This window comes from Xanthomonas sp. F10, from assembly GCF_014206815.1.
In the GTDB taxonomy this organism is placed as follows: Bacteria; Pseudomonadota; Gammaproteobacteria; order Xanthomonadales; family Xanthomonadaceae; genus Xanthomonas_A; species Xanthomonas_A indica.
Window position 1 is genome coordinate 474,537 of record NZ_JACHNP010000002.1, and the last position, 26,371, is coordinate 500,907.

At 69.9% G+C, this 26,371-nt stretch carries 19 protein-coding genes, 1 other RNA gene and 1 pseudogene; 11 read left to right on the plus strand and 10 right to left on the minus strand.

Annotation, left to right across the window (positions count from 1 at the left end; translation table 11 throughout):
* From FHR56_RS13550 to FHR56_RS13590, 9 genes are all read left to right on the plus strand, one after another.
* Positions 1-2,358, plus strand: coding sequence for an alpha-N-acetylglucosaminidase (locus FHR56_RS13550; RefSeq protein WP_160945416.1), 2,358 nt, complete (start codon positions 1-3; stop codon positions 2,356-2,358).
* Positions 2,355-3,509, plus strand: coding sequence for a heparan-alpha-glucosaminide N-acetyltransferase domain-containing protein (locus FHR56_RS13555; protein WP_160945415.1), 1,155 nt, complete (start codon positions 2,355-2,357; stop codon positions 3,507-3,509). The genes FHR56_RS13550 and FHR56_RS13555 overlap by 4 nt, the downstream gene beginning before the upstream one ends.
* Positions 3,510-3,580: 71 nt before the next feature.
* Positions 3,581-4,336: a GntR family transcriptional regulator gene (locus FHR56_RS13560; RefSeq protein ID WP_019796176.1), complete on the plus strand. Its 756-nt coding sequence runs from the start codon at positions 3,581-3,583 to the stop codon at positions 4,334-4,336.
* Between the two features lie 37 nt (positions 4,337-4,373).
* On the plus strand, positions 4,374-5,639 hold the full coding sequence (locus FHR56_RS13565) for a sugar MFS transporter (protein WP_019796175.1): 1,266 nt from the start codon (positions 4,374-4,376) through the stop codon (positions 5,637-5,639).
* Positions 5,640-5,677: 38 nt separating this feature from the next.
* Positions 5,678-6,745, plus strand: coding sequence for a LacI family DNA-binding transcriptional regulator (locus FHR56_RS13570; protein WP_010343153.1), 1,068 nt, complete (start codon positions 5,678-5,680; stop codon positions 6,743-6,745).
* A gap of 8 nt (positions 6,746-6,753) precedes the next feature.
* Entirely contained in the window at positions 6,754-7,782 is a 1,029-nt protein-coding gene (locus tag FHR56_RS13575) for an SIS domain-containing protein (protein WP_160945733.1), read from the plus strand.
* The gene (gene nagA, locus FHR56_RS13580) at positions 7,782-8,927 is read left to right on the plus strand and encodes an N-acetylglucosamine-6-phosphate deacetylase (RefSeq protein ID WP_160945414.1); all 1,146 of its coding nucleotides are present in this window, start codon (positions 7,782-7,784) and stop codon (positions 8,925-8,927) included. Before FHR56_RS13575 ends, nagA begins: the two co-directional genes overlap by 1 nt.
* A 159-nt stretch (positions 8,928-9,086) precedes the next feature.
* Positions 9,087-9,509, plus strand: coding sequence for a CTP synthase (locus FHR56_RS13585; RefSeq protein ID WP_160945413.1), 423 nt, complete (start codon positions 9,087-9,089; stop codon positions 9,507-9,509).
* A gap of 378 nt (positions 9,510-9,887) precedes the next feature.
* Complete coding sequence (locus FHR56_RS13590) at positions 9,888-11,837, plus strand: hypothetical protein (RefSeq protein WP_160945412.1); 1,950 nt, start codon at positions 9,888-9,890, stop codon at positions 11,835-11,837.
* A 445-nt stretch (positions 11,838-12,282) separates the two neighbouring features.
* Here FHR56_RS13590 and FHR56_RS13595 read toward each other — a convergent pair whose 3' ends face one another.
* On the minus strand, positions 12,283-13,527 hold the full coding sequence (locus FHR56_RS13595) for a multifunctional CCA addition/repair protein (RefSeq protein WP_160945411.1): 1,245 nt from the start codon (positions 13,525-13,527) through the stop codon (positions 12,283-12,285).
* 124 nt (positions 13,528-13,651) lie between these two features.
* Positions 13,652-15,604 (minus strand): transglycosylase SLT domain-containing protein, encoded by a 1,953-nt coding sequence (locus FHR56_RS13600; protein ID WP_160945410.1) that lies wholly within the window; start codon positions 15,602-15,604, stop codon positions 13,652-13,654.
* 687 nt (positions 15,605-16,291) lie between these two features.
* Between FHR56_RS13600 and FHR56_RS13605 the strand changes: the two genes are divergently transcribed.
* Positions 16,292-19,180: a TonB-dependent receptor gene (locus tag FHR56_RS13605; protein WP_160945409.1), complete on the plus strand. Its 2,889-nt coding sequence runs from the start codon at positions 16,292-16,294 to the stop codon at positions 19,178-19,180.
* Between the two features lie 182 nt (positions 19,181-19,362).
* Here the strand turns inward: FHR56_RS13605 and FHR56_RS13610 are convergent, their stop codons facing one another.
* From FHR56_RS13610 to FHR56_RS13625, 4 genes are all read right to left on the minus strand, one after another.
* Positions 19,363-20,130: an endonuclease/exonuclease/phosphatase family protein gene (locus FHR56_RS13610; RefSeq protein WP_152237554.1), complete on the minus strand. Its 768-nt coding sequence runs from the start codon at positions 20,128-20,130 to the stop codon at positions 19,363-19,365.
* A gap of 25 nt (positions 20,131-20,155) precedes the next feature.
* Positions 20,156-21,007, minus strand: coding sequence for a thiol:disulfide interchange protein DsbA/DsbL (locus FHR56_RS13615; RefSeq protein ID WP_160945732.1), 852 nt, complete (start codon positions 21,005-21,007; stop codon positions 20,156-20,158).
* A 103-nt stretch (positions 21,008-21,110) separates the two neighbouring features.
* A complete protein-coding gene (locus tag FHR56_RS13620; protein ID WP_160945408.1) occupies positions 21,111-21,752 on the minus strand; it encodes a thiol:disulfide interchange protein DsbA/DsbL in 642 nt (213 codons plus the stop codon).
* 84 nt (positions 21,753-21,836) lie between these two features.
* Complete coding sequence (locus tag FHR56_RS13625; RefSeq protein WP_160945407.1) at positions 21,837-22,658, minus strand: c-type cytochrome; 822 nt, start codon at positions 22,656-22,658, stop codon at positions 21,837-21,839.
* A 129-nt stretch (positions 22,659-22,787) separates the two neighbouring features.
* Here FHR56_RS13625 and yihA point away from each other — a divergent pair, with 129 nt between their 5' ends.
* Complete coding sequence (yihA, locus tag FHR56_RS13630; protein WP_160945406.1) at positions 22,788-23,411, plus strand: ribosome biogenesis GTP-binding protein YihA/YsxC; 624 nt, start codon at positions 22,788-22,790, stop codon at positions 23,409-23,411.
* A gap of 134 nt (positions 23,412-23,545) precedes the next feature.
* On the opposite strand, the gene FHR56_RS13635 is transcribed toward yihA, so the two are convergent.
* The 4 genes and pseudogenes from FHR56_RS13635 to FHR56_RS13650 all read right to left on the minus strand — a co-directional run bounded on the left by FHR56_RS13635 (position 23,546) and on the right by FHR56_RS13650 (position 26,299).
* Positions 23,546-24,538 carry an MBL fold metallo-hydrolase gene (locus tag FHR56_RS13635; protein WP_160945405.1) on the minus strand — a complete coding sequence of 331 codons (993 nt, stop codon included), beginning with the start codon at positions 24,536-24,538 and terminating at the stop codon, positions 23,546-23,548.
* Positions 24,539-24,644: 106 nt separating this feature from the next.
* Positions 24,645-25,475: a helix-turn-helix domain-containing protein gene (locus tag FHR56_RS13640; RefSeq protein ID WP_160945404.1), complete on the minus strand. Its 831-nt coding sequence runs from the start codon at positions 25,473-25,475 to the stop codon at positions 24,645-24,647.
* Between the two features lie 265 nt (positions 25,476-25,740).
* Positions 25,741-25,814: non-coding RNA, sX9 sRNA (locus tag FHR56_RS13645), on the minus strand.
* 61 nt (positions 25,815-25,875) lie between these two features.
* Positions 25,876-26,299, minus strand: a pseudogene (locus FHR56_RS13650) (VOC family protein).
* Positions 26,300-26,371 lie beyond the last annotated feature (72 nt).

The following is a 26,371-nucleotide window of genomic DNA, read 5'->3' on the forward strand; positions in this document are numbered from 1 at the left end:
ATGAACCATGTTTTCCGCCAGATCTTCCCGCATGGCCTTGCCGGGCTGCGCCGCCTCCGGGCGGCGTCGGGACGCGCGCATGTGGTGCTGTTGCTGCTGGCCTGTGCGCTGCTGGCGCCGATCGCTGTTGCCGCGCCCGCGCAGGACACGCAGGGCGGCGCCGCACGCGAGGTGCTGCTGCGCACGCTTGGCCCACGCGCGGCCGAGCTGCAGCTGCAACGGCAACCGCGCGGCCGCGGCAACGACTGGTACCAGGTGACCGCCGAGGCCGGCGCGCTGCGCGTGTCCGGGTCCTCGGAGGTGGCGCTGGCACACGGTGCATACAGCTATCTGCAGTCGATCGGCGCGGCGTCGGTGAGCTGGGAAGGCAGCCGCGTGGCACTGCCGGCGGCGTATGCCGACGCCCACGGTCCACGCGTGGCCACGCCGTTCGCGCACCGCGCCTATCTCAACGTCTGCACCTACGGCTACACCACGCCGTGGTGGGACTGGGCGCGCTGGGAGCGCGAGCTCGACTGGATGGCGCTGCACGGCATCGACATGCCGCTGGCGATGGAAGGCCAGGAGTACGTGTGGCAGGCGCTGTGGCGCGAGTTCGGCGTCGCCGATGCCGACCTGGCGCAGTACTTCTCCGGCCCGGCGTTCGCGCCATGGCAGCGCATGGGCAACATCGAGGGCTACGATGCGCCGCTGCCGCAGCAGTGGATCGAGGACAAGCACGCGCTGCAGCTGCGCATCCTGCAGCGCATGCGCGCGCTGGGCATGAAGCCGGTGCTGCCGGCCTTCGCCGGCTATGTGCCGAAGGCGTTCGCGCAGACGCATCCGCAGGCGCGGATCTACCGCATGCGCGCCTGGGAGGGCTTCCACGAGACCTACTGGCTGGATCCGGCCGATCCGCTGTTCGCGCAGATCGCGCAGCGCTTCATCCAGCTCTACGACCGCACCTACGGCAAGGGCACCTATTACCTGGCCGATGCGTTCAACGAGATGCTGCCGCCGATCGCCGCCGACGGCAGCGACGCGCGCCTGGCCAGCTACGGCGACAGCACCGCCAACTCCGCCAAGACCAAGCCGCCCGAGGTGCCGCCGGCGCAGCGCGACAAGCGCCTGGCCGAGTACGGCCGCGCGCTGTACGCCTCGATCCACCGCGCCAACCCGGATGCGGTGTGGGTGATGCAGGGCTGGCTGTTCGGCGCCGACCGCCACTTCTGGACGCCGCAGGCGATCGCCGCATTCCTGCGCGAGGTGCCCAACGACAAATTGCTGGTGCTGGATATCGGCAACGACCGCTACCCCGGCACCTGGAAGCTGTCCGACGCGTTCGACGGCAAGCAGTGGATCTACGGCTACGTACACAACTACGGCGGCAGCAATCCGGTGTACGGCGACCTGGCGTTCTACCGCGAGGACCTGCGCACGCTGCTCGCCGACAAGGACAAGCAGCAACTGGTCGGCTTCGGCGCCTTCCCGGAGGGGCTGCACACCACCTCGGTGGTCTACGAGTACATGTACGCACTGGCCTGGGGCGCACAGCAGCGCCCGCTGCAGGACTGGCTCGACGACTACACCCGCGCCCGCTACGGGCACACCTCGCCGGCCTTGCGCGCGGCCTGGGACGACCTGCAGGCGTCGGTGCTGTCGACCCGCTACTGGACACCGCGCTGGTGGCGCAGCCGTGCCGGCGCCTACCTGTTGTTCAAGCGGCCGACGCTGGACATCGGCGAGTTCGAGGGCGCGCCCGGCGATCCGCCGCGGCTGCGCCGCGCCTTGCAGCAGTTGCTGGCGCTGGCGCCGGAGTACGCCGACGCGCCGCTGTACCGCTACGACCTGGTCGACTTCGCCCGCCACTACGCCACCGGTCGCGTGGACGTGCAGTTGCAGCAGGCCGTGGCCGCGTACCGGCGTGGCGACGTTGCGGCCGGCGACGCCGCGGTCGCGCGCGTGCGAGATGCGGTGATGCAACTCGACCGTCTGGTCGGCGGCCAGCAGGACACCTTGTCGAGCTGGCTCGACGCGGCGGCCGGTTACGCCAAGACCCCGCAGGACGCGGCCTACTACCGGCGCGACGCCAAGGCGCAGGTCAGCGTGTGGGGCGGCGAGGGCAATCTCGGCGACTACGCCTCCAAGGCCTGGCAGGGCATGTACGCCGACTACTACCTGCCACGCTGGACCTTGGCGCTGCAGATGCTGCGGGAAGCGGCGGTCGCCGGCGGCAGCGTGGACGAGGCGCACTTGCAGCAGCGGCTGCGCGACTGGGAGCGGGACTGGGTGGTGCGCGACACGGCCTACCTGCGGCAGGCGCCGGCCGATCCGGTCGCCGCGGTGCGCACGCTGCTGCAACAAGTGGATGCGCCATGAGCGCCGCGTCCGTCCGCCTTCCCGCCGCGGCGCCGTCGCGCGAACGCTTCCTGTCGCTGGACGTGTTCCGCGGCCTGACCATCTTCCTGATGATCCTGGTCAACACGCCGGGCGCCGGGGCCGATGCGTTCGTGCAGTTGCGGCACGCGCCGTGGTTCGGCTTCACCGCCGCCGACCTGGTGTTCCCGTCGTTCCTGTTCGCCGTCGGCAACGCGATGAGTTTCGCGCTGGACCGCGGCCAGCCGCTCGGCGCCTTCCTGCGCCGGGTCGGCAAGCGCAGCGCACTGATCTTCCTGCTCGGCTTCCTGATGTACTGGTTTCCGTTCGTGCACCAGGGCGCCGACGGCCACTGGAGCGTCACCGCGATCGACCAGACCCGGGTGCCCGGCGTGCTGCAGCGCATCGCGCTGTGCTACGCGCTGGCCGCGCTGCTGTGCCGCTGGCTGTCGCCGCGCGGCCTGCTGGGCATGTGCGTGGCGCTGCTGCTCGGCTACTGGGGTGCGTTGTACCTGTGGGGCCAGCCGGGCGCGGAACTGAGCAAGCTCGGCAATGCCGGCACGCGGCTGGACCTGTGGCTGCTGGACCCGGCGCAGCTGTACCGCAAGGACGGCGGGTTCGATCCCGAAGGTCTGCTCGGCACGCTGCCGGCCACGGTCAATGTCATTGCCGGCTACCTGACCGGGGTGTACGTGCGCCGTGTCGGCAAGCAGGCACGCACGGTGCGCTGGCTGCTGCTGGCCGGTGTCGCGCTGGTCCTGCTGGCGCTGGCCTGGCAGCCCTGGTTCCCGCTGGCCAAGAAGCTGTGGACCGGCTCGTTCGTGCTGCTGACCGTGGGCCTGGACCTGCTGTTGCTGGGCGCGTTGTTGTGGGCGATCGAGATACGCGGCTGGCAGGCCGGCAGCGGCTTCTTCACCGTGCTAGGGCGCAATCCGCTGGCGATTTACCTGTTCTCCGAACTGTTTGTGGTCTGCCTGCGGCTGGTCCCGGCCGGCGCCAGCGGCATGGACCTGTACCAGTGGCTGGGCGTGGAGGTGTTCCAGCGGCTGCTGCCCGGCCCCTGGGGCAGCCTGGCCTGTGCGCTGGCCTACACCCTGCTGTGCTGGGCGGTGGGCTGGTGGATGGACCGGCGAAGGCTGTACCTGCGGCTGTGACCCGGCGTGCACGGACCGCAAATTGGTACTATATTGGACATAACGAATTCATGCGGACTGGAGAGCGCGCCATGACCAAGCCCAAGCCGCAGGCCGATCCGCGCCTGCATGCGCTGGCCGTGGACCCGGACGCGCCGACGCCGCTGTACCTGCAACTGGCCAGCAAGCTGGTGGAGGCGATCAAGGGCGGGCAGTGGAAGCCGGGCGAGGCGCTGCCGGCCGAACGGCAACTGTGCGAATACCTGCAGGTGTCGCGGGTGACCCTGCGCCAGGCCGTGGATGCGCTGGTCGAACAAGGCCTGGTGTCGCGCCGCCAGGGCGCCGGGACGTTCGTCACCTCGCACATCCAGCACCAGCTCAGCGGCCTGGCCAGCTTCAGCGAGACCCTGCGCATGAAGGGGCTGGAGCCGGGCACGCGCTGGCTGGAGCGGCGCACGCGTCCGGCGCACGGCGAGGAGATCCTGCGTCTGGGCCTGTCGCCGGACACGGTGGTCGCGGCGCTGACCCGCCTGCGCAGCGCCGACGGCCGGGTGATGGCCTACGAAAAGGCGGTGCTGCCGCAGCACGTGGTGCCCGATCCGCACGCCATCGCCGATTCGCTCTACACCTACCTGGACGAACGCGGCACCCCGGTGGTGCGGGCGCTGCAGTACTTCCGTGCCATCAACCTGCCGGCGCGGCTGGCCGGCCACTTGGGCATGAAGGAAGGCGAGGCGATCCTGCACGTGGTGCGGGTCGGCTACACCCGCGACGGCAGCGCGATCGAGCTGACCGACACCTATTGCCACAACGACTACTACGACTTCGTCGCCGAACTGCGACGCTGATCGCCGAACCCTGCGCCCACCCGGAGCACGCCCGCCCATGACCACCGCACGGCCCGCCAGTCCCTACGCCTCCATCGCCATCGTCGGCCTGTTGTTCTTCATCATGGGCTTCTTCACCTGGATCAACGGGCCGTTGATCCTGTTCGCCAAGGTCGCTTTCAACGTCAGCGACACGTTCGCGTTTCTCATCCCGAGCGCGTTCTACATTTCCTACTTCTGCCTGGCATTGCCTGCTTCGTTCATCCTGAAGCTGACCGGCATGAAAAAGGGCCTGGCGCTGAGCCTGCTGATCATGGCGATCGGCGCCGCCATCTTCGGCCAGTTCACCAATGCCCGTTCGTATGCGGGTGCGGTGAGCGGCATCTTCATCATCGGCGGCGGCCTGGCCTTGCTGCAGACTGCGGTCAATCCGTACATCAGCATCCTCGGGCCGATCGATGGCGCAGCGCGCCGTATCGCGCTCATGGGCATCTGCAACAAGGTGGCCGGAGCGCTGGCCACCTATGGACTGGCGAAGGTGGTCCTGCACGGGATGGAGGATTTTTCGACCCGGATCGAACAGGTACTGCCTGCGCAGAAGGAGCTGCTGTTGCAGGAGTTCGCTGGTCGCATCCACGGCCCCTACATGGCGATCGCCGGTGTCCTTGCCGTGCTTTCCGTCGCCATCCTGTTTTCGCCCTTGCCCGAGATCAGCGCCGAGAAGGCGAACGCGTCGGCCTCCGACGAGCGCAGCCGCGACAGCATCTTCGCGTTTCCGCACGTGTGGCTGGGCGCGTTGTGCATCTTCGTGTACGTCGGCGCCGAGGTGATGGCGGGCGATGCGATCGGCATCTACGGCAACAGCCTCGGCCTCTCGCTCGACTACGCGAAGTATTTCACCATCGGCACGCTGGCCTGCATGCTGGCAGGCTACCTGGTCGGCCTGGTGCTGATCCCGAAGTACATCTCCCAGGAAAAGTACCTGTCCATTTCGGCCGGCCTTGGCATCGTGTTCTCGCTGTGCGCGATGTTGACCGGCGGCTATGTCTCGGTGGCGTTCGTCGCGGCGCTCGGATTCGCCAACGCCATCATGTGGCCGGCCATTTTCCCTCTGGCCATCAAGGGCCTGGGAAAGTTCACGGAGAAGGGCGCGGCGTTGTTGATCATGGGCATCGTGGGCGGCGCAGCGGTTCCGCAGCTGTTCGCCCATCTGAAGGAGTTCTTCGATTTCCAGGTGGTCTTCGCCGGCTTGATGATCGCTTGCTACCTGTACATCTTGTTCTTCGCGCTGCGCGGTCACCGCGTGGGCCAGGGCGCGCGGTGAGCTGACGCGCTTTTCTCCAACTCGGCAAACTCATTCCAATGCGCAGACCCACCATCAAAGACGTCGCCGAACGGGCGCGGGTGTCGCTGAAGACCGTCTCGCGGGTCATCAACAACGAACCGTCGGTGATGCAGGCCACGCGCTCGCGCGTGCTGCACGCCATCGCCGAACTCGACTACGAGCCGGATCCGTCCGCGCGCAACCTGCGCAGCGGCACCCCGTTCGTGATCGGGCTGGTGTACGACAACCCCAATCCGTACCACATCATCGGCGTGCAGAACGGCGTGCTCGCCGCCTGCCGCGAAACCGGCTTCGGCCTGCAGATCCATCCCTGCGATTCCACCGCGCCGATGCTCGCCGAGGAACTGGCCGAATGGACCCAGCGTTCGCGCCTGGCCGGGCTGGTGCTGACCGCGCCGATGTCCGAGCGCGCCGACCTGGTCGCGGCGCTGGCCGCGCGCGGCATCAAGACCGTGCGCATCATCGCCGCCACCGAGGATCCGCAGGACGGCCCGTGCGTCTATGTCGACGATCGCGATGCCGCCTATGAGATCACCGAGCACCTGATCCAGCTCGGCCACCAGCGCATCGGCTTCCTGTGGGGCGGCACCTCGCACCGGTCCAGCGGCGAGCGCTATGCCGGCTACGAGGCGGCGCTGAAGGACTACGGCATCACCCTGGACAAGCACCTGGTGATCCCCGGCGACTACACCTTCGACGATGGCTTCCGCGGCGCGCGGCGGCTGCTGGCGCTGCGCGAACCGCCGACGGCGATCTTCGGCTCCAACGACGAGATCGCCGCCGGCGTGCTGGCCGCGGCCAAGTCGGCGGGCATGAACGTGCCCTACGACCTGTCCATCGCCGGCTTCGAGGACAGCCCGTTCTCGCGCCAGTCGTGGCCGCCGCTGACCACCGCCAAGCAGGCCACCGAGGACATCGCCCGCCATGCCGCGCGGCTGCTGATCAGCCAGCTGCGCAGCGATGCCTACGAAGACCATCCGGCGCCGGTGCACAACCAGGGCTTCGTGCCGCAACTGGTGGTGCGCGGCTCGACCGCGCCCATGCAGCCGCATTCCCGCCGTTCCTCCTCCCCCGACCCCACATGACCCTGCCCATGGCGCTGCCCTCCGAAACCGAAACCCTGATGTTCCGCGAAGCCGCGGAAGCCGCCGCGGTCGTCGCCGCGCAGTTCCAACGCAACCACGCCACGGTGGCCGCACTGGCCGCATCGCTGCGCGCCGATCCGCCGCCGTTCGTGGTGACCTGCGCACGCGGCAGTTCCGACCACGCCGCCACCTACGCCAAGTACCTGTTCGAGACCCAGCTCGGCGTGGTCACCGCTTCGGCCTCGCCGTCGGTGGGCTCGGTGTACGAGGCGCCGCTGCAACTGCGCGGGGCGCTGTACCTGGTGATCTCGCAATCGGGCAAGAGCCCTGACCTGCTGCGCAACGCCCAGGCCGCCAAGGACGCCGGCGCGCGCGTGGCGGCGCTGGTCAACGTCGAAGACTCGCCGCTGGCGCAACTGGCCGACACGGTGATCCCGCTCGGCGCCGGCCCGGAGAAGAGCGTGGCCGCGACCAAGAGCTACCTGGCGTCGCTGGCGGCGATCCTGCAACTCGGTGCGCACTGGAAGAACGACCCGGCGCTGCTGGACGCGCTGCAACACTTGCCGCAGGCGCTGCGCGCGGCCTGGCAGGCCGATTGGCGCTCGCTCACCGACGGCCTGGTCGAGGCGCACAACCTGTTCGTGCTCGACCGCGGCCTGGGCCTGGCGGCGGCGCAGGAAGCGGCACTGAAGTTCAAGGAAACCTGCGGCCTGCACGCCGAGGCCTACAGCTCGGCGGAAGTGAAGCACGGGCCGATGGCGCTGGTCGGCCCGGGCTTCCCGGTGCTGGCGTTCGACCAGCCGGACGAAGCGGGCGAGGGCACCCGGCGCCTGGCCGAGGAATTCCGCGGCCGCGGCGCGCAGGTGTGGCTGGCCAGCGCCGGCGGCGACCTGCCGCTGGTCGCCGCGCCGCACCCGGCCTGCGCGCCGCTGCTGGCGATCCAGAGCTTCTACCGCGCGATCAACGCCCTGGCGCTGCGCCGCGGTTACAACCCGGACCTGCCGCCGCACCTGAACAAAGTGACGGAGACCGTCTGATGACCACGGTGGCGCTGCGCAATGCCCGCGTGCTCGGCGAGGACGGTTTCCTCGATGGCGTCAGCGTGCTGTTGGAGGGCGAGCGCATCCTCGCCCTGCTCGACGACGCCGACCCGCGCGTGGCGGCGGCGCCGGTGCAGCACGACCTGGGTGGCGGCAGCCTGCTGCCGGGCTTCATCGACCTGCAGGTCAACGGCGGCGGCGGCGTGCTGTTCAACAACCGCACCGACGTCGAGGCGCTGCGCCGCATCGGCCAGGGCCATCGCCGCTACGGCACCACCGGCTACCTGCCGACGCTGATCAGCGACGACGTGGAGGTGATGCGTGCGGCGATCGCCGCGACCCGCCAGGCCATCGCCGAGGGCGTGCCGGGCGTGCTCGGCATCCATCTGGAAGGGCCGTACCTGGCGCCGGCGCGCAAGGGCACCCACAACGCCGACAAGTTCCGCGTGCCCGACGCCGAGGAACTGGCGCTGGCGACCTCGCTGGACAACGGCGTCACCCTGATCACCCTGGCGCCGGAACGCGTGCCGGCGGCCAGCATCCGCACCCTGGCCGCGGCCGGCGCGCGCGTGTTCGCCGGCCACACCGCCGCCAGCTACGAGGAGACCCGCGCCGGGCTGGACGCCGGCATCTGCGGCTTCACCCATCTGTACAACGCCATGACCCCGCTGCAGGGACGCGATCCCGGCGTGGTCGGCGCCGCGCTGGAAGACCGCAACGCCTGGTGCGGGGTGATCGTCGACGGCGTGCACGTGCATCCGGCCAGCCTGCGCGTGGCGCTGGCGGCCAAGCCGCGCGGCACCGTGTTCCTGGTGACCGACGCGATGCCGATGGTCGGCGCCGACAGCCCCGCCTTCGATCTGTATGGCGAAACCATCACCGCCATCGACGGGGTGGTGCGCAACGCCGCCGGCGCCCTGGCCGGCTCGGCGCTGGACATGGCCAGCGCGGTGCGCAACAGCGTGCAGTGGCTGGGCGTACCGCTGGAGGAGGCCGCACGCATGGCCTCGCTGTACCCGGCGCAGTGCGTGGGCCTGGACCACCGCTACGGCCACATCGCACCCGGCTATCAGGCCGACCTGGTGCTGCTAGACGCCGCGTTGCAGGTCCGCCATACCTGGATCGCCGGCGCGATGGAGTAAGCGGCTGCCGGCACCGCCCGTCGGTGCGCGCAGGGAAACATCGTGCCGCCGGCCGTGGATAGGTGCGGTAGCCTGGCGCCGGCGCATCGGCGATGCCGCGCCCTCGCCGCGCGGGCGCAGGCAGGCGCCAGCTCCGCTCCACCTCACAAGGAACGTCCGGTGATCTACGCGATTCAACCCTATGCCACCGTGGGCGGATTCCGTTTCGGCTGCAGCCAGGCCCAGATCGCCAAGGCGCACGGCGCGCCATTCACCACGGTGATCGACAACATCCAGAAGATCGTGACCGAGACACGCGAAGGCTGCGAACTGGTCTACGAACACAAGGCGCTGTGTTACGTGACGCTCAACCGGCATGTGGCCCGGGTGGTCGAGGGGATCGCCATCTATGCGTCGGACGCGTTGGCGCAGCTGATGGCGCTCGATCCCGATCATGCGATCGGGCCGCGCTATGCGCTGTTTCGCCGCCTCGGCATCTGCGTCGGCGGCCTCGGCGTCAAGCGCATTCCCGAAGGCAGGCTGGTCAGTGCCTTCGCCGAGGACAAGCGCGACTTCTTCGAATTCTTCGTTGCCGAGGACTGAGGCGCGCGCTCGTGTGGCGGACGCACGGTGCGCAGGGTGCAGGCGCAACCACGCGAATCGTTTGGAAGCGCGGTTCGCTTGAGCGGCGATGTCGGCAGCGCCGCGGCGCCAGTCCCCGCTGGGCGTGCCTGTTGAGCAAAAGATTAAAAGTCTTCTGTCTCTCTCCCCGCACGCGGGGTCGTCACCCGCATGCATTAGGATCACGGGCGATCGCCACAGGGGGAGATCGTCATGCGTATCGTACGGACGGTGCCGCGTTCTTGCGGCAGCGGTGAAGGGTGGTTCGACGGAATGTCGCGTGTCGTCGTGGCTTGGCGCAAGCAATGGCATGGTATCGGCGATGCGCCGCGTCGCGCGGCTGAGCGGCCGCAGGTGCAGATGTCGAAGCTGCTTGGCGCGGGCAGCATGCGCGCCGGGGCCGTCCTGCTGTTATGGGCCACGGCCTGGCCGACCTGGGCCGCGACGCCACCGGCGGCGTGTCGGCGGCCGGCGTTGCCGGTGGCGTGCGCGGGTCCGACCGCGGTCGGGCGCTTCATCGCCCGCAACGGCGGGTCCTGGCAGCCCTATGCGTTCGCCACGCCGCTCGATGTGCCCGCCGGGGAAACCCTGGCCATCGCGATCTGCGGACAGGCCAATCAGACCGTGCAGGATGCGTGGTGGCAAGCGCAGCCGTCGTTGTTGCCGACGCTGGTGCACAGTGTCGGTGCGAACGCCACGCTGGCGATCTTGGTGGAGGACAGTGCCAACGTGGCGCTGGCCGGGCGGTTGATCCTGGGCGAGGACACGCGTGCGGCCGACGGCAGCTTGCATGCGCCGGCGGGGCTGGTGCAGGCCGCGCTGATCGGCACGTTGGTCGACGGCCCCATCGCGGACGGTGCGCGCCTCGATGTGCGCCTGCGCGACTCGGCCAACGTCAGTCTGCAGACCGCGCAGAGCCACCTGCACCTGGGCGGCGGCAGCCTCAGCGAACGGCTCATCGCGCCACGCGATGCAGCGGTCGCGGCGGCCGACGGCGCCTGTCTCGCGGTCGCCGTGGAGCGCAGCGACCGGGTGCGCGGTGATCGTGGCCTGCTGACGATCGGCGGCGGCCGCCTGCAAGGCGCGCTGATCGCCCATCCGTTGCGCGGCAGCCATGTCGCCGTGCAGGCGGACGACGTGGCCACTGTGGCGGCGGACGAGGTCCGCCTGTTCGCCGGCCAGTTGCTGGATGAGGTGGTGCACGCCGGGCCGTGGCTGGGCGGCCAGATCGCGATCGGACTCGCCAACGTGGCCAATGTCGATGCGCGCGCACTGGACATCCAGGATGCGGTGCTGGTCGACGAACTGGTCGACGCCGGCCACGTGCAGGGCGCGGCGATCGACCTGCGCCTGACCGATACCGGCAACGCCAGCATCGAGGGCGCGCTGCGCATCGGCGATGGCGGGCTGATCGACGAGCCGTTGGACGCTGCCGACCTGCTCGCGTCCGATGTCGCGGTCACGCTGCTGCGCAGCGGCAATGCGGTCGCTGCCGAAGCGCGGATCGTGGACGGCGAACTGATCGACGAAGCGATCGATGTGGGGGCGATACAGGATGCGGTGTTGGCGGTTCGCTTCGAGGATGCCGGCAACCTGCATGCCGTGGCCGCGCGGATCGAGGAGGGCGAACTGATCGACGAGGCGATCGATGCCGGGTCCATCGACGGCGGCACGCTCGACGTCGCGTTCGCGGACAGCGGCAACGTCACCGGCGACGCCCTGGCCATCGTCCATGGCGAACTGATCGACGAGGCGGTCGACCTGCAGGGCCCGCTCGCCCGCGCGCAGCTGCGCCTGGACATGGCCGATGCCGGCAACGCCCGGGTCCAGGCGCTGGACATCGTCGAGGGCGAACTGGTCGACGAAGTGCTGGACCTGATCGATGCGCGCGATGCCAGCGCGGAACTGCGCGTGCGGCGCAGCGGCAATGCCGGAGGCGCGCTATCGGCGTCGGCCCAGCGCGTGTCGATCGTGGATGGCGAGTTGATGGATGAGGTGATCGACGCGGCAGGCACGCTGGACGGATTCGCCGGCATCGTCGATCTCGGCGATGTCGCCAACGCGCGCGCCGCACGCATCGCGCTGCAGGGCGCGCAGCTGCTCGACGGCGTGGTGGACGCCGCGTCGCTGCGCGTCAGCGAACTCGGCCTGCAACTGACCGATGTGGCCAACGCGCGCTATCGGGACGCCTTGGACATGCAGGACAACAGCACGCTGTTGGGGGAGATCGCCGACGTGGTCAGCCGCGATGCCGCATCGCAGATCGCCACGGTGGTCGTGGCCAGCGGGGAGGCGATCCAGGTGCCCTAGCGGGTGTCCGGCGAGCACTGCGGCGGGTGGTGGCAGCGCTGCAATCGCCGCCACGCAATTCGGGCAACTTGCCGTTGTCTGCAGGCGCGGTGTCAGGTGCGGCGGCATGCTTGCCACGCATCAAGCGGGCACGTTACCGCACCCGTAGGAGCGGCTTCAGCCGCGACGGGCGTTCCCGATAACGCGGTCGCGGCTGAAGCCGCTCCTACACGTGTGGCTAGGGCACCTCAATAACGGCAAAGACCGCGACCAAAGCGCCTGGAAAACACTAATGTGCACAGATCGCTATGGATGGATTCCAGGTTCTCAGCGGTGCCTTCAATCGCTCCTGGATGTTCGCTTCCGTTGCGATGGACCATCCAGTTGAGCCTGTCGCGGCTCATGCCCAGGAAGCGGATGAGCCCCGCTTCCACCGCGCATCTATGCAAGCGCGACGTGGCAGCGCTCAGAGCGTGTCGGCCGGCAGCTCCCGCCGCGCCGCGGCGATCGCCGCGATCCGCGCCTTGGCCAGTGCCTCGCCGATCTGCGGGCCGCTCAGGCCCTGCGCGGCCAGGTCGCGGGCGTTCACTGCCAGCGCCGCGGCATGCAGGCGCTGCAGCGCGGGGCCCTGCGGATAATCGGCGTCCTCGCTGCCGAGGCGGCCGCGCTTGTCGGCCTCGCACACCGTCGCCAGCTGCGCGATGCGCTCGGGCTTGCGGAAGCCGTCGCAACGCTGCAGCAGTTCGTGCACGGTGCGGTCGCGCAACTCGGCCAGGCGATGCACGTTCAGATGTTCGCGGCAGGCGATCTCGGCCAGTTGCCGATGCTCCTGCGGCAGCTTCAGGCGCTCGCACAGCGCGCGCAACGGCGCCAGGCCGCGTTGCTCGTGCATCAGGTGGCGCGGCCATTCCTCGGGCGGGGTCAGCGCCTTGCCCAGGTCGTGGGTCAGCGCGGCGAAGCCGATCAGCGCGTCGCCCGGCGCCAGCCGCGCGGCCATGTCGCTGACCAGTTCCTGGTGGCGTCCGGTGTCGATCTCCGGGTGGTACTCGGCGCGCTGCGGCACCCCGTACAGCGCGTCCAGTTCGGGCAGCACCCAGCACAGCGCCTCGGCCTCGCGCAGCGTGCGCAGGAACGCCGATGGCTGCGCGGACGCCAGGCTGCGGCGCAGCTCCTGCCACACGCGCTCGGGCACCAGCGTTTCCAGTTCGCCGCCGGCGGCCATCGTGCGCATCAGTGCCATGGTCTCGTCGGCGACACGGAACCCCAGCGGCGCCAGCCGCGCCATGAACCGCGCCGCGCGCAGCACCCGCAGTGGATCCTCGGCGAAGGCCGGGCCGACATGACGCAGCACCCGCTGTTCGAGATCGCGCACGCCGCCGTAGGGATCGACCAGGCGCCCGTCGGCCTCGTCGCGGGCGATGGCGTTGATGGTGAAGTCGCGCCGCTGCAGGTCCTCCTCCAGCGTCACCGACGGATCGGCCTGCACCACGAAGCCGAGGTAGCCGCGCCCGGCCTTGCGCTCGGTGCGCGCCAAGGCGTATTCCTCGCCGCTGCGCGGATGCAGGAACACCGGGAAATCGCGGCCGACCTGCTTGTAGCCCAGGTCCAGCATCTGCTGCGGCGTGGCCCCGACCACCACCCAGTCACGATCGCCCGGCGGCTGCCCGAGCAAGGCATCGCGGACGGCGCCGCCGACGAGGTAGGTGTTCATGGGCTGGGATTCGGGAGTGGGGATTCGGGATTCGTAAAGGCGGATTGTCGGAACGAATACCGCTCCCGCCTATGTCGATGCTACCTGCATGTGGGCGCGCTGCGCTGTTGCCAATCCCGAATCCCTAATCCCGAATCCCCGCCTCACACACAAACTTCTTCCGCGGCGCGTCCAGCTTGCCGAGCATGCGCTCGGTGACCGGCAGGGCGTCGCCGTTGAGGCGCCAGTCGTAGATCACGCTGAAGGCGAGGATGCGCGCCACGTACTCGCGGGTTTCCTTGTAGCTGACCGTCTCGATCCAAAAGTCGGGATCGTGGCCCGGGCGCTGGGTCTGCCAGCGCGAGGCCGGGCCGGGGCCGGCGTTGTAGGCGGCGATGGTCAGGTAGGGCAGGCCGTAGGTATTGAGCAACTGGCGCAGGTAGGCGGTGCCGATGGCGATGTTGGTGTCCGGGTCGTACAGGCTCGCGGCGCCGCCGTAGCCGGCCAGGCCGAGGTTGCGGGCGACGCTGGCGCCGGTGGCCGGCACCACCTGCATCAGGCCCATGGCATTGGCCGGCGAGCGCGCATTGGGATTGAACACGCTCTCGGCGCGGATCTCGGCGGCCACCCAGGCCGGGTCGATCGCGTTCCTGCCGGCTTCACGGCGGATGGTCTCGGCGTGGTGCAGCGGGAAGCGCAGCGTGTACAGGCGCTGCTCTTCCGGGCGCTTGCCCAGCCCGAACACCGCGCGGTCGAACCAGCCGTTGGCGCTGGCCACTTCCACCGCCAGGCGCCGCTGGGTGTCGTCGAAGCGGCTCAGCGCATCGTTCCACTCGGCCACCGCCCAGCCGGCGCGGTCGATCTTGAACAGCTCCAGCGCGCGGATCAGCGCCGGGTCGCGCGCCACCGCCGCCTGCGCCTGCGCGCTGTCGTTCGGTTCCCACGGGCACAGCGCATACGGCTGCTTGAGCCGGTCGGCGGCCAGGAAGCCGTGGAAGGTGGCGGAGGTGGCCGCCGCGCGATACAGGCGCTGCGCCTCGCTGGCATTGCCGGTCTTCTCCGCCAGGCGCGCTTCGAAGTACTGCCAACGCGAATCGCTGCGCTGCGCCGGCGGCATCTTGCGGATCGCGGCCAGCGCCGCCGGCCAGTCGCCGCGCGCCATCGCCTCGCGCGCGCGCCACTCGTGCAGGCGTTCGTCGTAGGCGGACTCGGGCACGGCATTGAGCCGGCGCGCCGAATCGGGGCCGTACGAGGCCACCGTCCACAGCGCGATCTGATACAGCACCGCGCCGCGTTGCGCCTCGCTGAACTGCAGCGCCTGGGCGAACTGCGGCAGTTGCCGCTCGGCGGCATCCGGGTCAGTCTTGGCCAGCTTTTCCAGCCCGTCCACCGCCACCTTGCGGCTGCGCTCGGTCTTGGGCCAGCTCAGCGCACGCGGATGCACCGCGTCCAGGAACGCGGCGTAGTCGTTGGCCAGCGCCAGCTCGGCGGTGGGCAGACCGCGCGCGGCGGCGCGCATCACCGCCGGTTGCTGGGCGTCCGCGGCCGCTTCCACGCGCGCCCAGCGCAGCGCATCGGTCATGCCGCCGCGCGCCTGCAGCACCGCGAACACCGGGTCGCAGGCGTCGGGCAGCGACTTGCCGGCGTTGCGCCACAGCGCCTGCGCCTCGTCCACCCACTGTGCGTCGGCGCGGCCGGTGGCCTGGCGCGCATTGAGCTGGGCGCAGCGCAGGCCGAGGTTCTCGGTGGGTTTCCAGTTCGCCAGCAGTGCCGGCCAGTCCTCGCGCCGCGCCAGCGCCGGCAGCCACAGCGCGCGGAAGCTCTCGGCCACCGGCTGCCCGGCGTAGCGCTTAAGGAAGTCCTGCGCCTGCGCATCGGACACCTTGTCGATGGTGCGGCGCAGGTTGGCGTACTCCAGCCAGCCGTACAGCGGATGCTGCCTGAAGGCAGCGGCGCGGACCGGATCGAACCGGCCCTGCTCGGCATCGTCGATCGCCGAGCGGATCGCCGGGCGTTGCGCATCCAGGGACTGGGCGAGGGCGGAAACGGGGCCGCACAACGCGGCGGCGAACAGCAGGAGAGACGTGCGCAGGATCATGCGCGGGACTATACCGAAGGCCGATGAATCGCCGTGCCACGGGCGATGGTGGGTGCTGTCGTTGCGTCCGCTGTCGCGGCTGCGGCGCTGTTGTCCCGTGCCGTCCGGGCGCGCGACGATTGCGCTGGATGACGCGATGCCGACGTGCTGACGGGTGGAGCCGCTGCACGTCGTGTCGGTGCAACGCGCTGCAGCGTTTGCAGCTTGGCGCCGCTCGCCGGGCCGGTATCCGGTGCCTGCAGGGACGGATGAGAGAGTGGGCAAGCCTCTTGTCGCAGATCGGCGCGGGCGCTTCGCCTCTGTACTTTCACCCCAACCCTTCTCCCGGGGGAGAGGGGCTTGGCTTCTCCCTTCTTCCATCGAGACCATGGCCCCCTTTTCGGGGGAAGGTGCCCCGCAGGGGCGGATGAGGGTGCGGGCGAAGCCCCTTATCGTCGCGGGCGCTTCGCGCGCCGGACCCTCACCCCAACCCCTCTCCCGAGGGGAGAGGGGCTTTGGCATTGCGTCGCTGTTGGATGAAGTCTCGCGAGCCTGTGTCTACCAGATCGACCAGTCGCATCGATCGCCCACCGCTTTGCCTGCCGGGCGCTTGCAGCCCGTTTACGATTTGTTTACAAAGAATTCCACGCCGTCGCGGTGCAGGGGGTCGCAGCGGCCGACCCACATCCTTTCTGGAGAGAGAGACGGATGAACTTCCTGCACCGCCATCCTTTGGTCTTCGCGGTATCCCTGGCCCTGCTCGGCGGCGTCCCCGCCATCGCCGGCGCCCAGCAACAGAGCACCCCGGCCGCCCCCGGCGGCGCCACCACCCTGGACAGCGTGCAGGTCACCGGCACCCGCATCCGCCGCGCCGAAGTGGAGGGCCAGGTGCCGGTGCAGACCCTGAGCCGCGCCGACATCGAGCGCACCGGCCTGACCTCCATCGGCGATGTGCTGCAGGAGCTCACCGCCTCCGGCTCGGCCTTGAACGCCAAGTTCAATTCCTCCGGCAATTTCGGTTTTCCGCCGGACGGCAGCGGCGTCGGCGCCGGCTCGGCGCAGGTCGATCTGCGCCATCTGGGCGCCAAGCGCGTGCTGGTGCTGGTCGACGGCATGCGCTGGGTCAACGAGTCCTCGGCCTCGGGCGTGGGCGCGGCCACCGACCTCAATACCATCCCGCTGGCCATCGTCGAACGCGTCGAGGTACTGGAGGACGGCGCTTCCTCGCTGTACGGCTCGGACGCCATCGCCGGCGTGGTCAACATCATCACCCGGCGCAGTTTCGAAGGCGGCCAGGTCACCCTGAACTACGGCGGGTACGACAAGGGCGACGGCGCCAGCAAGGGCGTGGACCTGGCCTGGGGCCACAGCACCGAGCGCACCAGCCTGTTCCTCGGCGCCAGCTACACCAAGCAGGACCCGATCTACGCACGCGACCGTGCGCAGTCGCTGTATCCGATTCCCGGCACCGGCCTGAGCTTCGGCAGCTCGGCCACGCCGGACGGGCGCTTCATCTTCGTCGATCCCAACACCGGCGCCGAGCAGAACCTGACCCCCAACAGCGGCGTGGGCACGCCGCGCTACGACGGCGCCGGCGGCTGTACCCGCAGCGACGACTACCATTGCTTCACCACCGCCGACCGCTACAACTTCGCCGCGTCCAACCTGCTGCTGACGCCGTCCGAGCGCAAGGGGGTGTTCGGCCAGTTCCGCTTCTTCTTCAACGACGACGTGCAGTGGTACCTGAAACTGCTCGGCAACCGCCGCGAATCGACCAACCAGGCCGCGCCGGAGCCGATCTTCCTCGGCCCCGACGCCGGCACCGGCAATCCGCTGGCCGACAACATCGTCATTTCCGCGGCCAACCCGTACAACCCGTTCGGCTTCGCGCTGGATTCGGGCAGCAACCTGATCATGATCGGGCGCCGCCCGGTGGAAGGCGGCGCGCGCGTGTTCGAGCAGCGCGTGGACACCCAGTACGTCGGCACCGGCTTCATCGGCAGCTTCGAGGGTGCCGACCGCACCTGGTTCTGGGACGTCAACGGCGCCTACAGCAAGAACAAGGCCGAGCAGACCAACTACGGCAGCTACAACATCTACAACATCAACCTGGCGCTGGGCGATCCGGCGGCGTGCGCGGCGGTGGCCGGCTGCGTGCCGCTGAACATCTTCGGCGGCGCCGGCAGCATCACCCCGGACATGCTGCGCTGGATCCAGCCGGTGGTGCACGACCGCAGCCAGAACGAACTGACCCAGTTCACCGCCAACCTCAGCAGCGACCTGTTCCGGCTGCCGGCCGGCGCGGTGTCCTTCGCCACCGGCGTGGAGTACCGCAAGTACGAGGGCTTCTACCGCCCCGATCCGCTCACCGTCATCGGCCACTACAACGGCGTGCCGTCGCTGCCGACGCAGGGCAGCTACGACGTCAAGGAGGCCTACCTCGAACTGAGCGTGCCGATCTTCGCCGACTCGCCGCTGGGCGACAAACTGGACCTGAGCCTGGCCGGGCGCTATTCCGACTACTCCACCTTCGGCGGCAAGTTCACCCCGAAGTACGGCCTGCGCTGGCAGGTGGCGCCGGACTTCGTGCTGCGCGCCAGCTATGCCGAAGGCTTCCGCGCGCCCAGCATCGGCGAACTGTACGGCTCGGCCGCGCGCGCCGACCTGACCCTGTCCGACCCGTGCTCGATCGGCCTGGGCGGCACCGCGCCGCGCGGCAGCGCCAGCAACTGCGCCGCGCTCGGCGTCCCGGCCGGCTACCAGCAGGCCAACTCGCAGATCTCGGTGACCACCGGCGGCAACCGCGCGCTGGAGCCGGAGAAGGCGCGCAGCTTCAGCGCCGGCTTCGTCTGGAGCCCGTGGTTCGCCAGCAACGTGCCGTGGTCGGACCGCTTCGACGTGGAGGTGACCTTCTACCGCCACGACATCGATGGCGCGATCCAGGCGATCAACGCGCAGACCCAGCTCGATCTGTGCGTGGACACGCTGTCGCCGACGTACTGCGACGGCATCACCCGCGCGTCCACCGGCGGCATCAACGGCTTCAACAACCGGCTCACCAACCTCGGCTCGATCAAGACCGACGGGTGGGACGTGGACCTGTTCTGGACCACGCCGGAGACCGCCGCGGGGCGCCTGAAGGTCGGCTGGCAGAACACCTTCGTCACCCGCTACGTCGCCACCGGCGCGGCCGGCCAGGTGCAGCCGCAGCGCCCGGGCGTGGAAGTGGTGGACAGCTCGATTCCCGAGTGGACCAGCAACCTGAGCCTGGACTGGTCGCTTGGCCGCTGGAATGCGTCGTGGACGCTGCGGCACATCTCCGAACTGACCGAACAGTGCGGCGATGCGGTCGCGTTCCCGGTGTGCAGCGACCCGGTCGCCGGCACCAACACGCTGGATGCGATCACCTACCACGACCTGCAGGTGGGCTACCGCTTCGACTGGCTCAAGGGCCTGACCCTCAGCGGCGGCGTCAACAACGTCTTCGACAAGGACCCGCCGATCTGCCTGTCGTGCTCGCTCAACGGCTACGACGCCTCCACCTACGGCATCCCGGGCGGGCGCTACCTGTACGTGCGCGCGGATCTGAAGTTCTAGTCGCGGCCTGCGCATGCAACCGTGCGGGAGCGCGCGTGTGCTCCTGCAGGGCGCGGCTGATGCGGTGGGCCGAAGCGACCTTGATGCTGTAGGAGCGGCTTTAGCCGCGACCGATGTTCCCGGGAACGCCCGTCGCGGCTAAAGCCGCTCCTACGCGTGGTGCAAGAACCGGCGTGGCTGCCTCAGCGCAACAAGTGCTGCGGCACTTCGATCTCGGTGGCCACGGCGAGGTGGTCGGAGAACGCGGCGGGCACCGCACGCTGCGCGTTGCAGCGCAGGCCGTCGCTGACCAGGATGTGGTCGATGGCGCGCTGCGGGCGCCAGCTGGGGAAGGTCGGCACCACGCAGCCCGGCGGTTGCAGCCGGGTGCGCTGGTAGAGGAACTGCATCTCCGGGCGGTCGGCGACGCAGTTGAAGTCGCCCATCAGCACCACGTTTGGGTGATCGGACAGCAGCTCGGCGATGAAGGCCAGTTGCGCTGCGCGCGAGTTGGCGCCCAGCGACAGGTGCGCCACCGCCACCGCCAGGCCTTCGGCGCCATTGCCGAACTTGGCCAGCAGCACGCCACGCCCGCCGAGCCGGCCGGGCAGGGCATGGTCCTGCACCTCCACCGGCTCCAGCCGGCTGAGCAGGCCGTTGGCGCTGGAGGCCACCCCGCCCACGCGGCGGTTCGGCTGGTGGCTCCAGTAGTTGAAGCCGGCGCGCTCGGCCAGGTAGTGGGTCTGGTTGGTGAAGCCCGAGCGCAGGCTGCCGGGGTCGGCCTCCTGCAGGCCGACGATGTCGTGGTCGCTGGCCAGCTGCGCGATCGCGTCCAGGCTGCTGCGCTTGCGCCCGGCCGGCAGCGCATGCGACCAGCTGCGGGTCACGTAGTCGCTGTAGCGGCGCGTGCTGGAACCGGCCTGGATGTTGGCGGTCAGCACGCGCAGGGTGCGGGTGGCGGGAGCGGTCACGGCGGGGCGGGCCGGGGCGGACGGCTTACTTGGCCATCGCCGCGCGTTCGCGCGCGATCAGGTGATCGGCGATGCGCAGCATGTCGTCGTAGCTCTTGCCCTTGACCAGGTACTTGCCGTTGATGATCAGCGACGGCGTGCCGCTGATGCCGCTGCGGGTGGCGAACTGCTTGGCGCGGTTGGTCTTGGTGGCCACCGCGAAGCTGCCCATGGTGTCGGCGAACTGCTTCGGGTCCACGCCGTACTTGGCATAGAAGTTGGCGATGTCCTGCACCGAGTCGCGGCCGCGCTCGCCCTTCAGGGTCTGGTCGACGTGGATGGCCTTGTACAGCGCATCGTGGGTCTTTTCCTGCACGCCCAGTGCCTCGGCGGCGTAGAAAGCGCGGGCGTAGTCGTCCCAGGTGCCGCCGAACATCGCCGGCACATAGACGAAGCGCACGTCGGAGGGCAGGCCGGCCTTCCACGGGCCGATCAGCGGCTGGAAGCGCGCGCAGGCCGGGCAGACGTAGCCGAAGATCTCGGCCACCTCGATCTTGCCGTTGGTCGGCTGGAACGGCTGGCCGCCCGCGATGTCGACATAGTCGGTGCCGGCGACCGGCTCCGGACCGTTCGGGGTCTTGGCGGCGACCGGCTTGGCTGCGGCGGTGCTGTCGCCTTCGGCGGCGGCGGGCTGCGCGGCGGCATCGGCGGTGGTGGTTGCGGGAGCGGCCGGGGTCTCGGCGGGCGCGGCGGCGGCATCGTTGCCGGCGGCAGGCGCGGCCGGGGCCGCGGTGGTGCCGGAGGCAGGGGCGACGGTGTCGGCAGTGCCGTCCTGGGCCTTGCATGCCACCAGGATCGGCAGCAGGGCCATCAGGGTCAGGGCGAAGCGGGTCTTCATCGGCGACATCTCCAGCAGGATGGGGGACAAATGCCGGACGCCGCAAGCGCGGTCCGGCCACCCCGTCATGATGCCATGGCGCGGATGAAGCGCCGTGCGCCGATTACTTGCCTGCGCGCTCGCGGGCGATCAGCGCATCGGCGATGCGCAGCATGTCCTCGAAGTTCTTGCCCTTGACCAGGTACTTGCCGTTGACGATCAGCGCCGGGGTGCCGGCGATGTCGGCGCGCACGGCGAAATCGCGCGCGGCCTTCACCTGCGCGGCGACCTGCGGGCTCTGGTAGGCGGCGATGAAGGCCTGCGGCTTGACCCCGAAGCCGGCGTAGAACGTGGCCAGTTCCTCCGGCGCCACGTTCTGCACGGGCACACTGCGCTTGTCGTGGATGGCCTCGAACATGGCGCGGTGGCTGCGGCTCTGCACGCCCAGCTGCTGCGCGGCATAGAAGGCGGCGGCGAAGTTGTCCCAGTAGCCGCCGAACGCCGCCGGCACCAGGGTCAGGCGCACGTCCTTGGCCTGCTTGCCGGCCCATTCCTCCAGCAGCGGCTCGAAGTGCGCGCAATGCGGGCAGGTGTAGCCGAACACTTCCACCACCTCGATCTTGCCGGCCAGCGGCGCGAACGGCTTGGGATCGGCGATCAGCGTGTAGTCCTCGCCTTCCACCGCGGTGGCGGACTTGGGTTGCGCGCAGGCGCTCAACGGCAGCAGGGCGAGCAGGCACAACAGCAGGCGGGGCAGACGGTTCATGCGATCTCCAATGGCAAAAACGAACGCCGGTCGTCGGACCGGCGCAAGGGGGAAACGGGCCGGCGCCGCCGCGGCGGCGCACGGTCAGGATTGTTGCGCGGGTGCCGGCTGCGGTGGCGTTGCGGCCGCCGGCGTCACCTGCGCGGCGGCCGCGTCGTCGGCGCGGTCGTGCAGGCCCTGCAGGTAGCTGCCCAGCGCCTTGATCTCCTGGTCGGTCAGCGGCTTGGCCACCTGCGCCATGATCTTGAACAGGGTCGGGTCGCGCTCCTGGGTGGTGCCGGCCTGGTATTCCTGCAGGCGCCGCGCCACGTAGTCGGCATGCTGGCCGCCCAGGTGCGGGTAGGCCGGGCCCGGGTTGCCGGCGCCGGCCGGGCCGTGGCAGGCCATACACGCGGGGATGCCGCGGCTCGCATCGCCGCCGCGATACAGCTGCTGGCCGACCTCGTAGAACTTCATGCCCGCATACGGGCCGTCGGCGATCACCGCGTCGTCGGCGATGCCGGCGCCGGCCTTCTGCGTGGCGAAGTAGGCGCCGATGTCGCGCATGTCCTGCGCGCTCAGCGGCTGCACGAACGGCACCATCGCCGCGACCGCGCCGCTGGTGCGCTCGCCGTGGGCGATCAGCGCCATCTGCCGCGCGCTGTAGCGCTCCACTTGGCCGGCGATGCGTGGATACATGGCGATGGCGGGATTGCCGTCCGCGCCATGGCAGGCGGCGCAGGCCGCGGCCTTGGCCTGGCCGGCCTTGGGGTCGCCCCAGGCGGCCTTGCCGATGTCGCCCTCCAGCGGCGTGGTGCGCACCGGGGCGTTGTCGGGAATGGGAACCACCGAGGTCTGCGCGAACGCGACCGCGGCGGCGACGGAAACCGCTAGACCGGCAAAGGCAAGAACGCGAGCGTGGCGCATTGCTGAAGCTCCGTATGACCCGACCCCGCGGCTGCCGGGCCGGCGACCGCACTCGCGCGATTATCGGCATGCCGCGGCCTGGCGGTCAACGAAGCCCGCCCGGGGCCGCGGACGTGCGATCCTAGGCGGATGTCGCTGATCCTCGAACGTGCCCACTATCTGCTTTCCGCCCACAACGCCCGCCAGTTGCCGGACGATGGCGGCTGGGAAGTGGCATTCGCCGGCCGCTCCAACGCCGGCAAGTCCAGCGCGCTGAACGCGCTGACCCGGCAGAACGCCCTGGCCCGCGTCTCCAAGACGCCGGGCCGCACTCAGCAACTGGTGTTCTTCGAGGTCCAGCCTGAGCGCTGCCTGGTGGACCTGCCTGGTTACGGCTACGCCAAGGTGCCGCTGGAACTGCAGGCGCACTGGCAGAAGTTCATCGACACGTATTTCCGTACCCGCGAGGCGCTGCGCGGGCTGGTGGTGGTGATGGACATCCGCCATCCGCTCAAGGACTACGACCGGCAGATGCTCGGCTACGCGGTGCAGCGCGGGCTGCCGGCGCATGCGTTGCTGACCAAGGCCGACAAGCTCGGCCGCGGCCAGCAGGCGCAGGCGCTGCAGCAGGTGCGCAAGGAACTGGCCAGCGCGTTCGGCGACACGGTCAGCGTCCAGGCCTTCTCCGGCGAGACCCGCCAGGGCGTGGACGAAGCGCGCGGCATCGTCGGCCGCTGGCTGGGGCTGGAGACGGAGCCGCCCGCCGCTGAGTGAGCGCGGCGGCGCCGGGCTCGGTCTCCTACGCTTGAATCCTGCGAGACGCTTCGCGCCGGACCCTCACCCCAACCCCTCTCCCGGGGGGAGAGGGGCTAACAGCGGTTCCTTCTCCCATCGGGAGAAGACCAGCCTCAACGCGCGGCCGGCAACGGCGAGAACTCGGTCGGCACCCAGGCGAACGCCTCGCCTTCGCGGCGCACGTGACCCAGGCCCGGGAACGGCAGGTGCGCGCCGGCCACCCACCAGCCGTGGTCTGCCGCCTGCGCCAGCATGCGCTTGCGCGCGGCGATCGCCGCGTCGCGGTTGCTGTCGGCCTCGTACGAGGCCTGCGGCTGCGCGAACTGCACCGCGTGGTAGTGCACCAGGTCGCCCCACACCAGCAGCTGTTGCCCGGCGCCGCCCTCGAAGCGGTACGACACGTGCCCGGGCGTGTGCCCGTGGGTGTCCAGCGCGACCGCGCCGCCGGGTAGCGCATCGCCGGGACGGAAGCGGCGCAGCCGCTGCGTGGCCTGGTACGGCGCCACTGCCGCACGCGCCAGCGGGAAGGCGAAGCGCAGCATTTGCGGCGCGCCGGCCTCGCTGGCCGGGTCCAGCCAGTACGCGGCGTCGGCGGCGCTCAGCCACACCGTCGCCTTGGGGTAGGCGGGCTGGCCTTGCGCGTCCAGCAGGCCGCACAGGTGATCGGGATGGGCGTGGGTGAGCAGCACGTCGTCGACCTGCTCGGGCGCATAGCCGGCCGCGCGCAGGTTGGCCAGCACCTGGCCGAGCCCGGGGCCGAAGCAGGTGGCGGTGCCGGTGTCGACCAGGGTCAGGTGCGTGCCGTCCTGGATCAGGTAGGCATTGACCGCGGTCTGCAAGCCCTTGTCGTTCTCCGGCACGTAGCGGTGGTCGAGCAGGCGCGCGATCGCCGCCGGCGGGATGTTCGCCAATTGCGCGCGCGGCAGCGCGACGGTGCCGTCGAACAGGGCGGTGACGCGCAAGCGGCCGATCGCCTGGCGATAGACGCCGGGTACCTGCGTCGCGGTAGCGTCCGCCGCGGCGGCACGGGCGGGGGATGGCAGTGTCAGCGCCGTGCTGGCGGTCAGGGCCAGCGCGCACAGCGCACGCAAGGGAAACACGGACATGGGGACTTCCTGGCAGAGCGGCAGGCGCCGCGGTACCGGCATGCTGCGCCTGCGTCGCTGCGCGATTCGCTCATTCCGCTGCGCGCGGCGCTCAAGCCGTCGCCGCTCAATTGCCGATGCTGGCCGGATCCAGGCCGTAGCGTTGCTGGAAGCGTTGGCTGAAGCTGCGTACCGAGCGGTAGCCGGTGTGCGCGGCGACCGTCTTCAGCGGCCAGCGCGTGGTGTACAGCAGCTGCATCGCATGCGCCAGGCGCGCATCGGCGAGCAGTTCGCGCAACGAGGTGCGTTCGCCGGCCAGGTGCCGGCGCAGGGTCGCGCCGCTGAGGCCCAGGCTGTCCTCGATGTCGCGCGAACGCCAGGCGCGTTGCGGCTGTGCGGCGATCAGGTCGCGCACCTGCGCGGCCACGCTCGGCGCAGGCGGCAGCAGCAGGCCGCCATGGCCACGCCGGCATAGCGCCACCACCAGCGTCGCCAGTGCCAGCCGCGCCTCGGTGTAGTGGCCGTCCTGCAGCGCCTGCCGCCATTGCAGCAGAGTGCTGCCGAACGCCTCGGCATGCAGGCGTGCCAGTTCCGCGCCGGCAGCGGGCAGCGGCTCGTTCCACAGCACGCGTGCGGCGCTCAGCGCCTCCTCGCACAGCGGTACCAGCACGCTCAGGTACAGGCCGCTGTGCGGATCCGGGATGTTGACCACATCGATGCGGCAGCGCCGCGTCACCAGGAACAGGTCGCCCGGCACGAACTCCAGGGTCTGCGTGGCGGTGCGCACCTGCTTGCGGCCCTGCAGCAGGATCGCCAGGTGCGGCTGCGGAATCTCCACCGAGCGCGCCCCGTGTTCGCGGCGCGCGGTGATGCAGGCGTAGCCGTCGGCCTGCGAGCAATCGGCCAGGCTGGCCAGGCGCGCCAGCAGCAAGGCGTCGGGGGAAGTCGTGTCGGCCATGGCCGTCATGCTAGCGCAGCGCGGCGCGCGCGCTCAGAGCAGAGCGCCGGGCCGCTCCGTCGCAGCCGGCAGGAGACCACCACGGCTGCGCTGGTGCCGGCCCGCAAACTGCCGGTCTCGGCGCGCCACAGGTCGCTTCCCCTCGGGTTCGCCGGCCGCGCCGCGGACAGCCGACGCATAGCGCCTCAATGTGCATCACCCACTTTAGCCAGCGGCGATCAAAGGATCGAAGCGCCCCGCACCATGCAGGATGAGACTTCAGAGTGGCTGACAAAACGGCGCGAGCAGTCGCCAGGCGGGCGCGGACGGGCACAGGAACTGCGATGTACAGCGCTACACGAGGATTGCGAGCGCTGCACGCGCCGCTCTGGCAGCTGCGCAGTCGTTTTGTTGGCCACTCTTACCTGGGAGGTTGCATGAGTTCGATGGTGATCCCGTCGGGCCCGCTGACGTAGGCAACGACGGTTCCCGCGCGTGGCCCGGCCTCGATCGGTCGCGGAGATCCTTTCAAGTGCCATCCCTGCGCCTGGATCCTGGCGACAGCGACGTCGATCTCCGTCACGGTGACGGCAAGATGGGCCGCGCCTATCGCGCCAGCGCTTGCGGGTGTCTTGCCCAACGTGCGGGCCGTCGAGTATTCCAGCAGTTCGATGGGGAAGCCGGCAGGCGATACCACCAGCGCCATGCGGCAACGCGGATCGTCGACGACCTGTCACCTCGCGCAGGAAATCGCCGCCCATTTCGCCTGTGCGGACAAGTTCGAAGCCCATGGCCGCAGTCCAGAACGCGATCGCCTCATCCAGCGATGAAACGGAAAATCCCATGTGATCGACGACGAAGGTGCCGGTATTGATTTTCAGTCCTCCAGGTCAGGTTCCGTTTTGAGCGATGGGCGT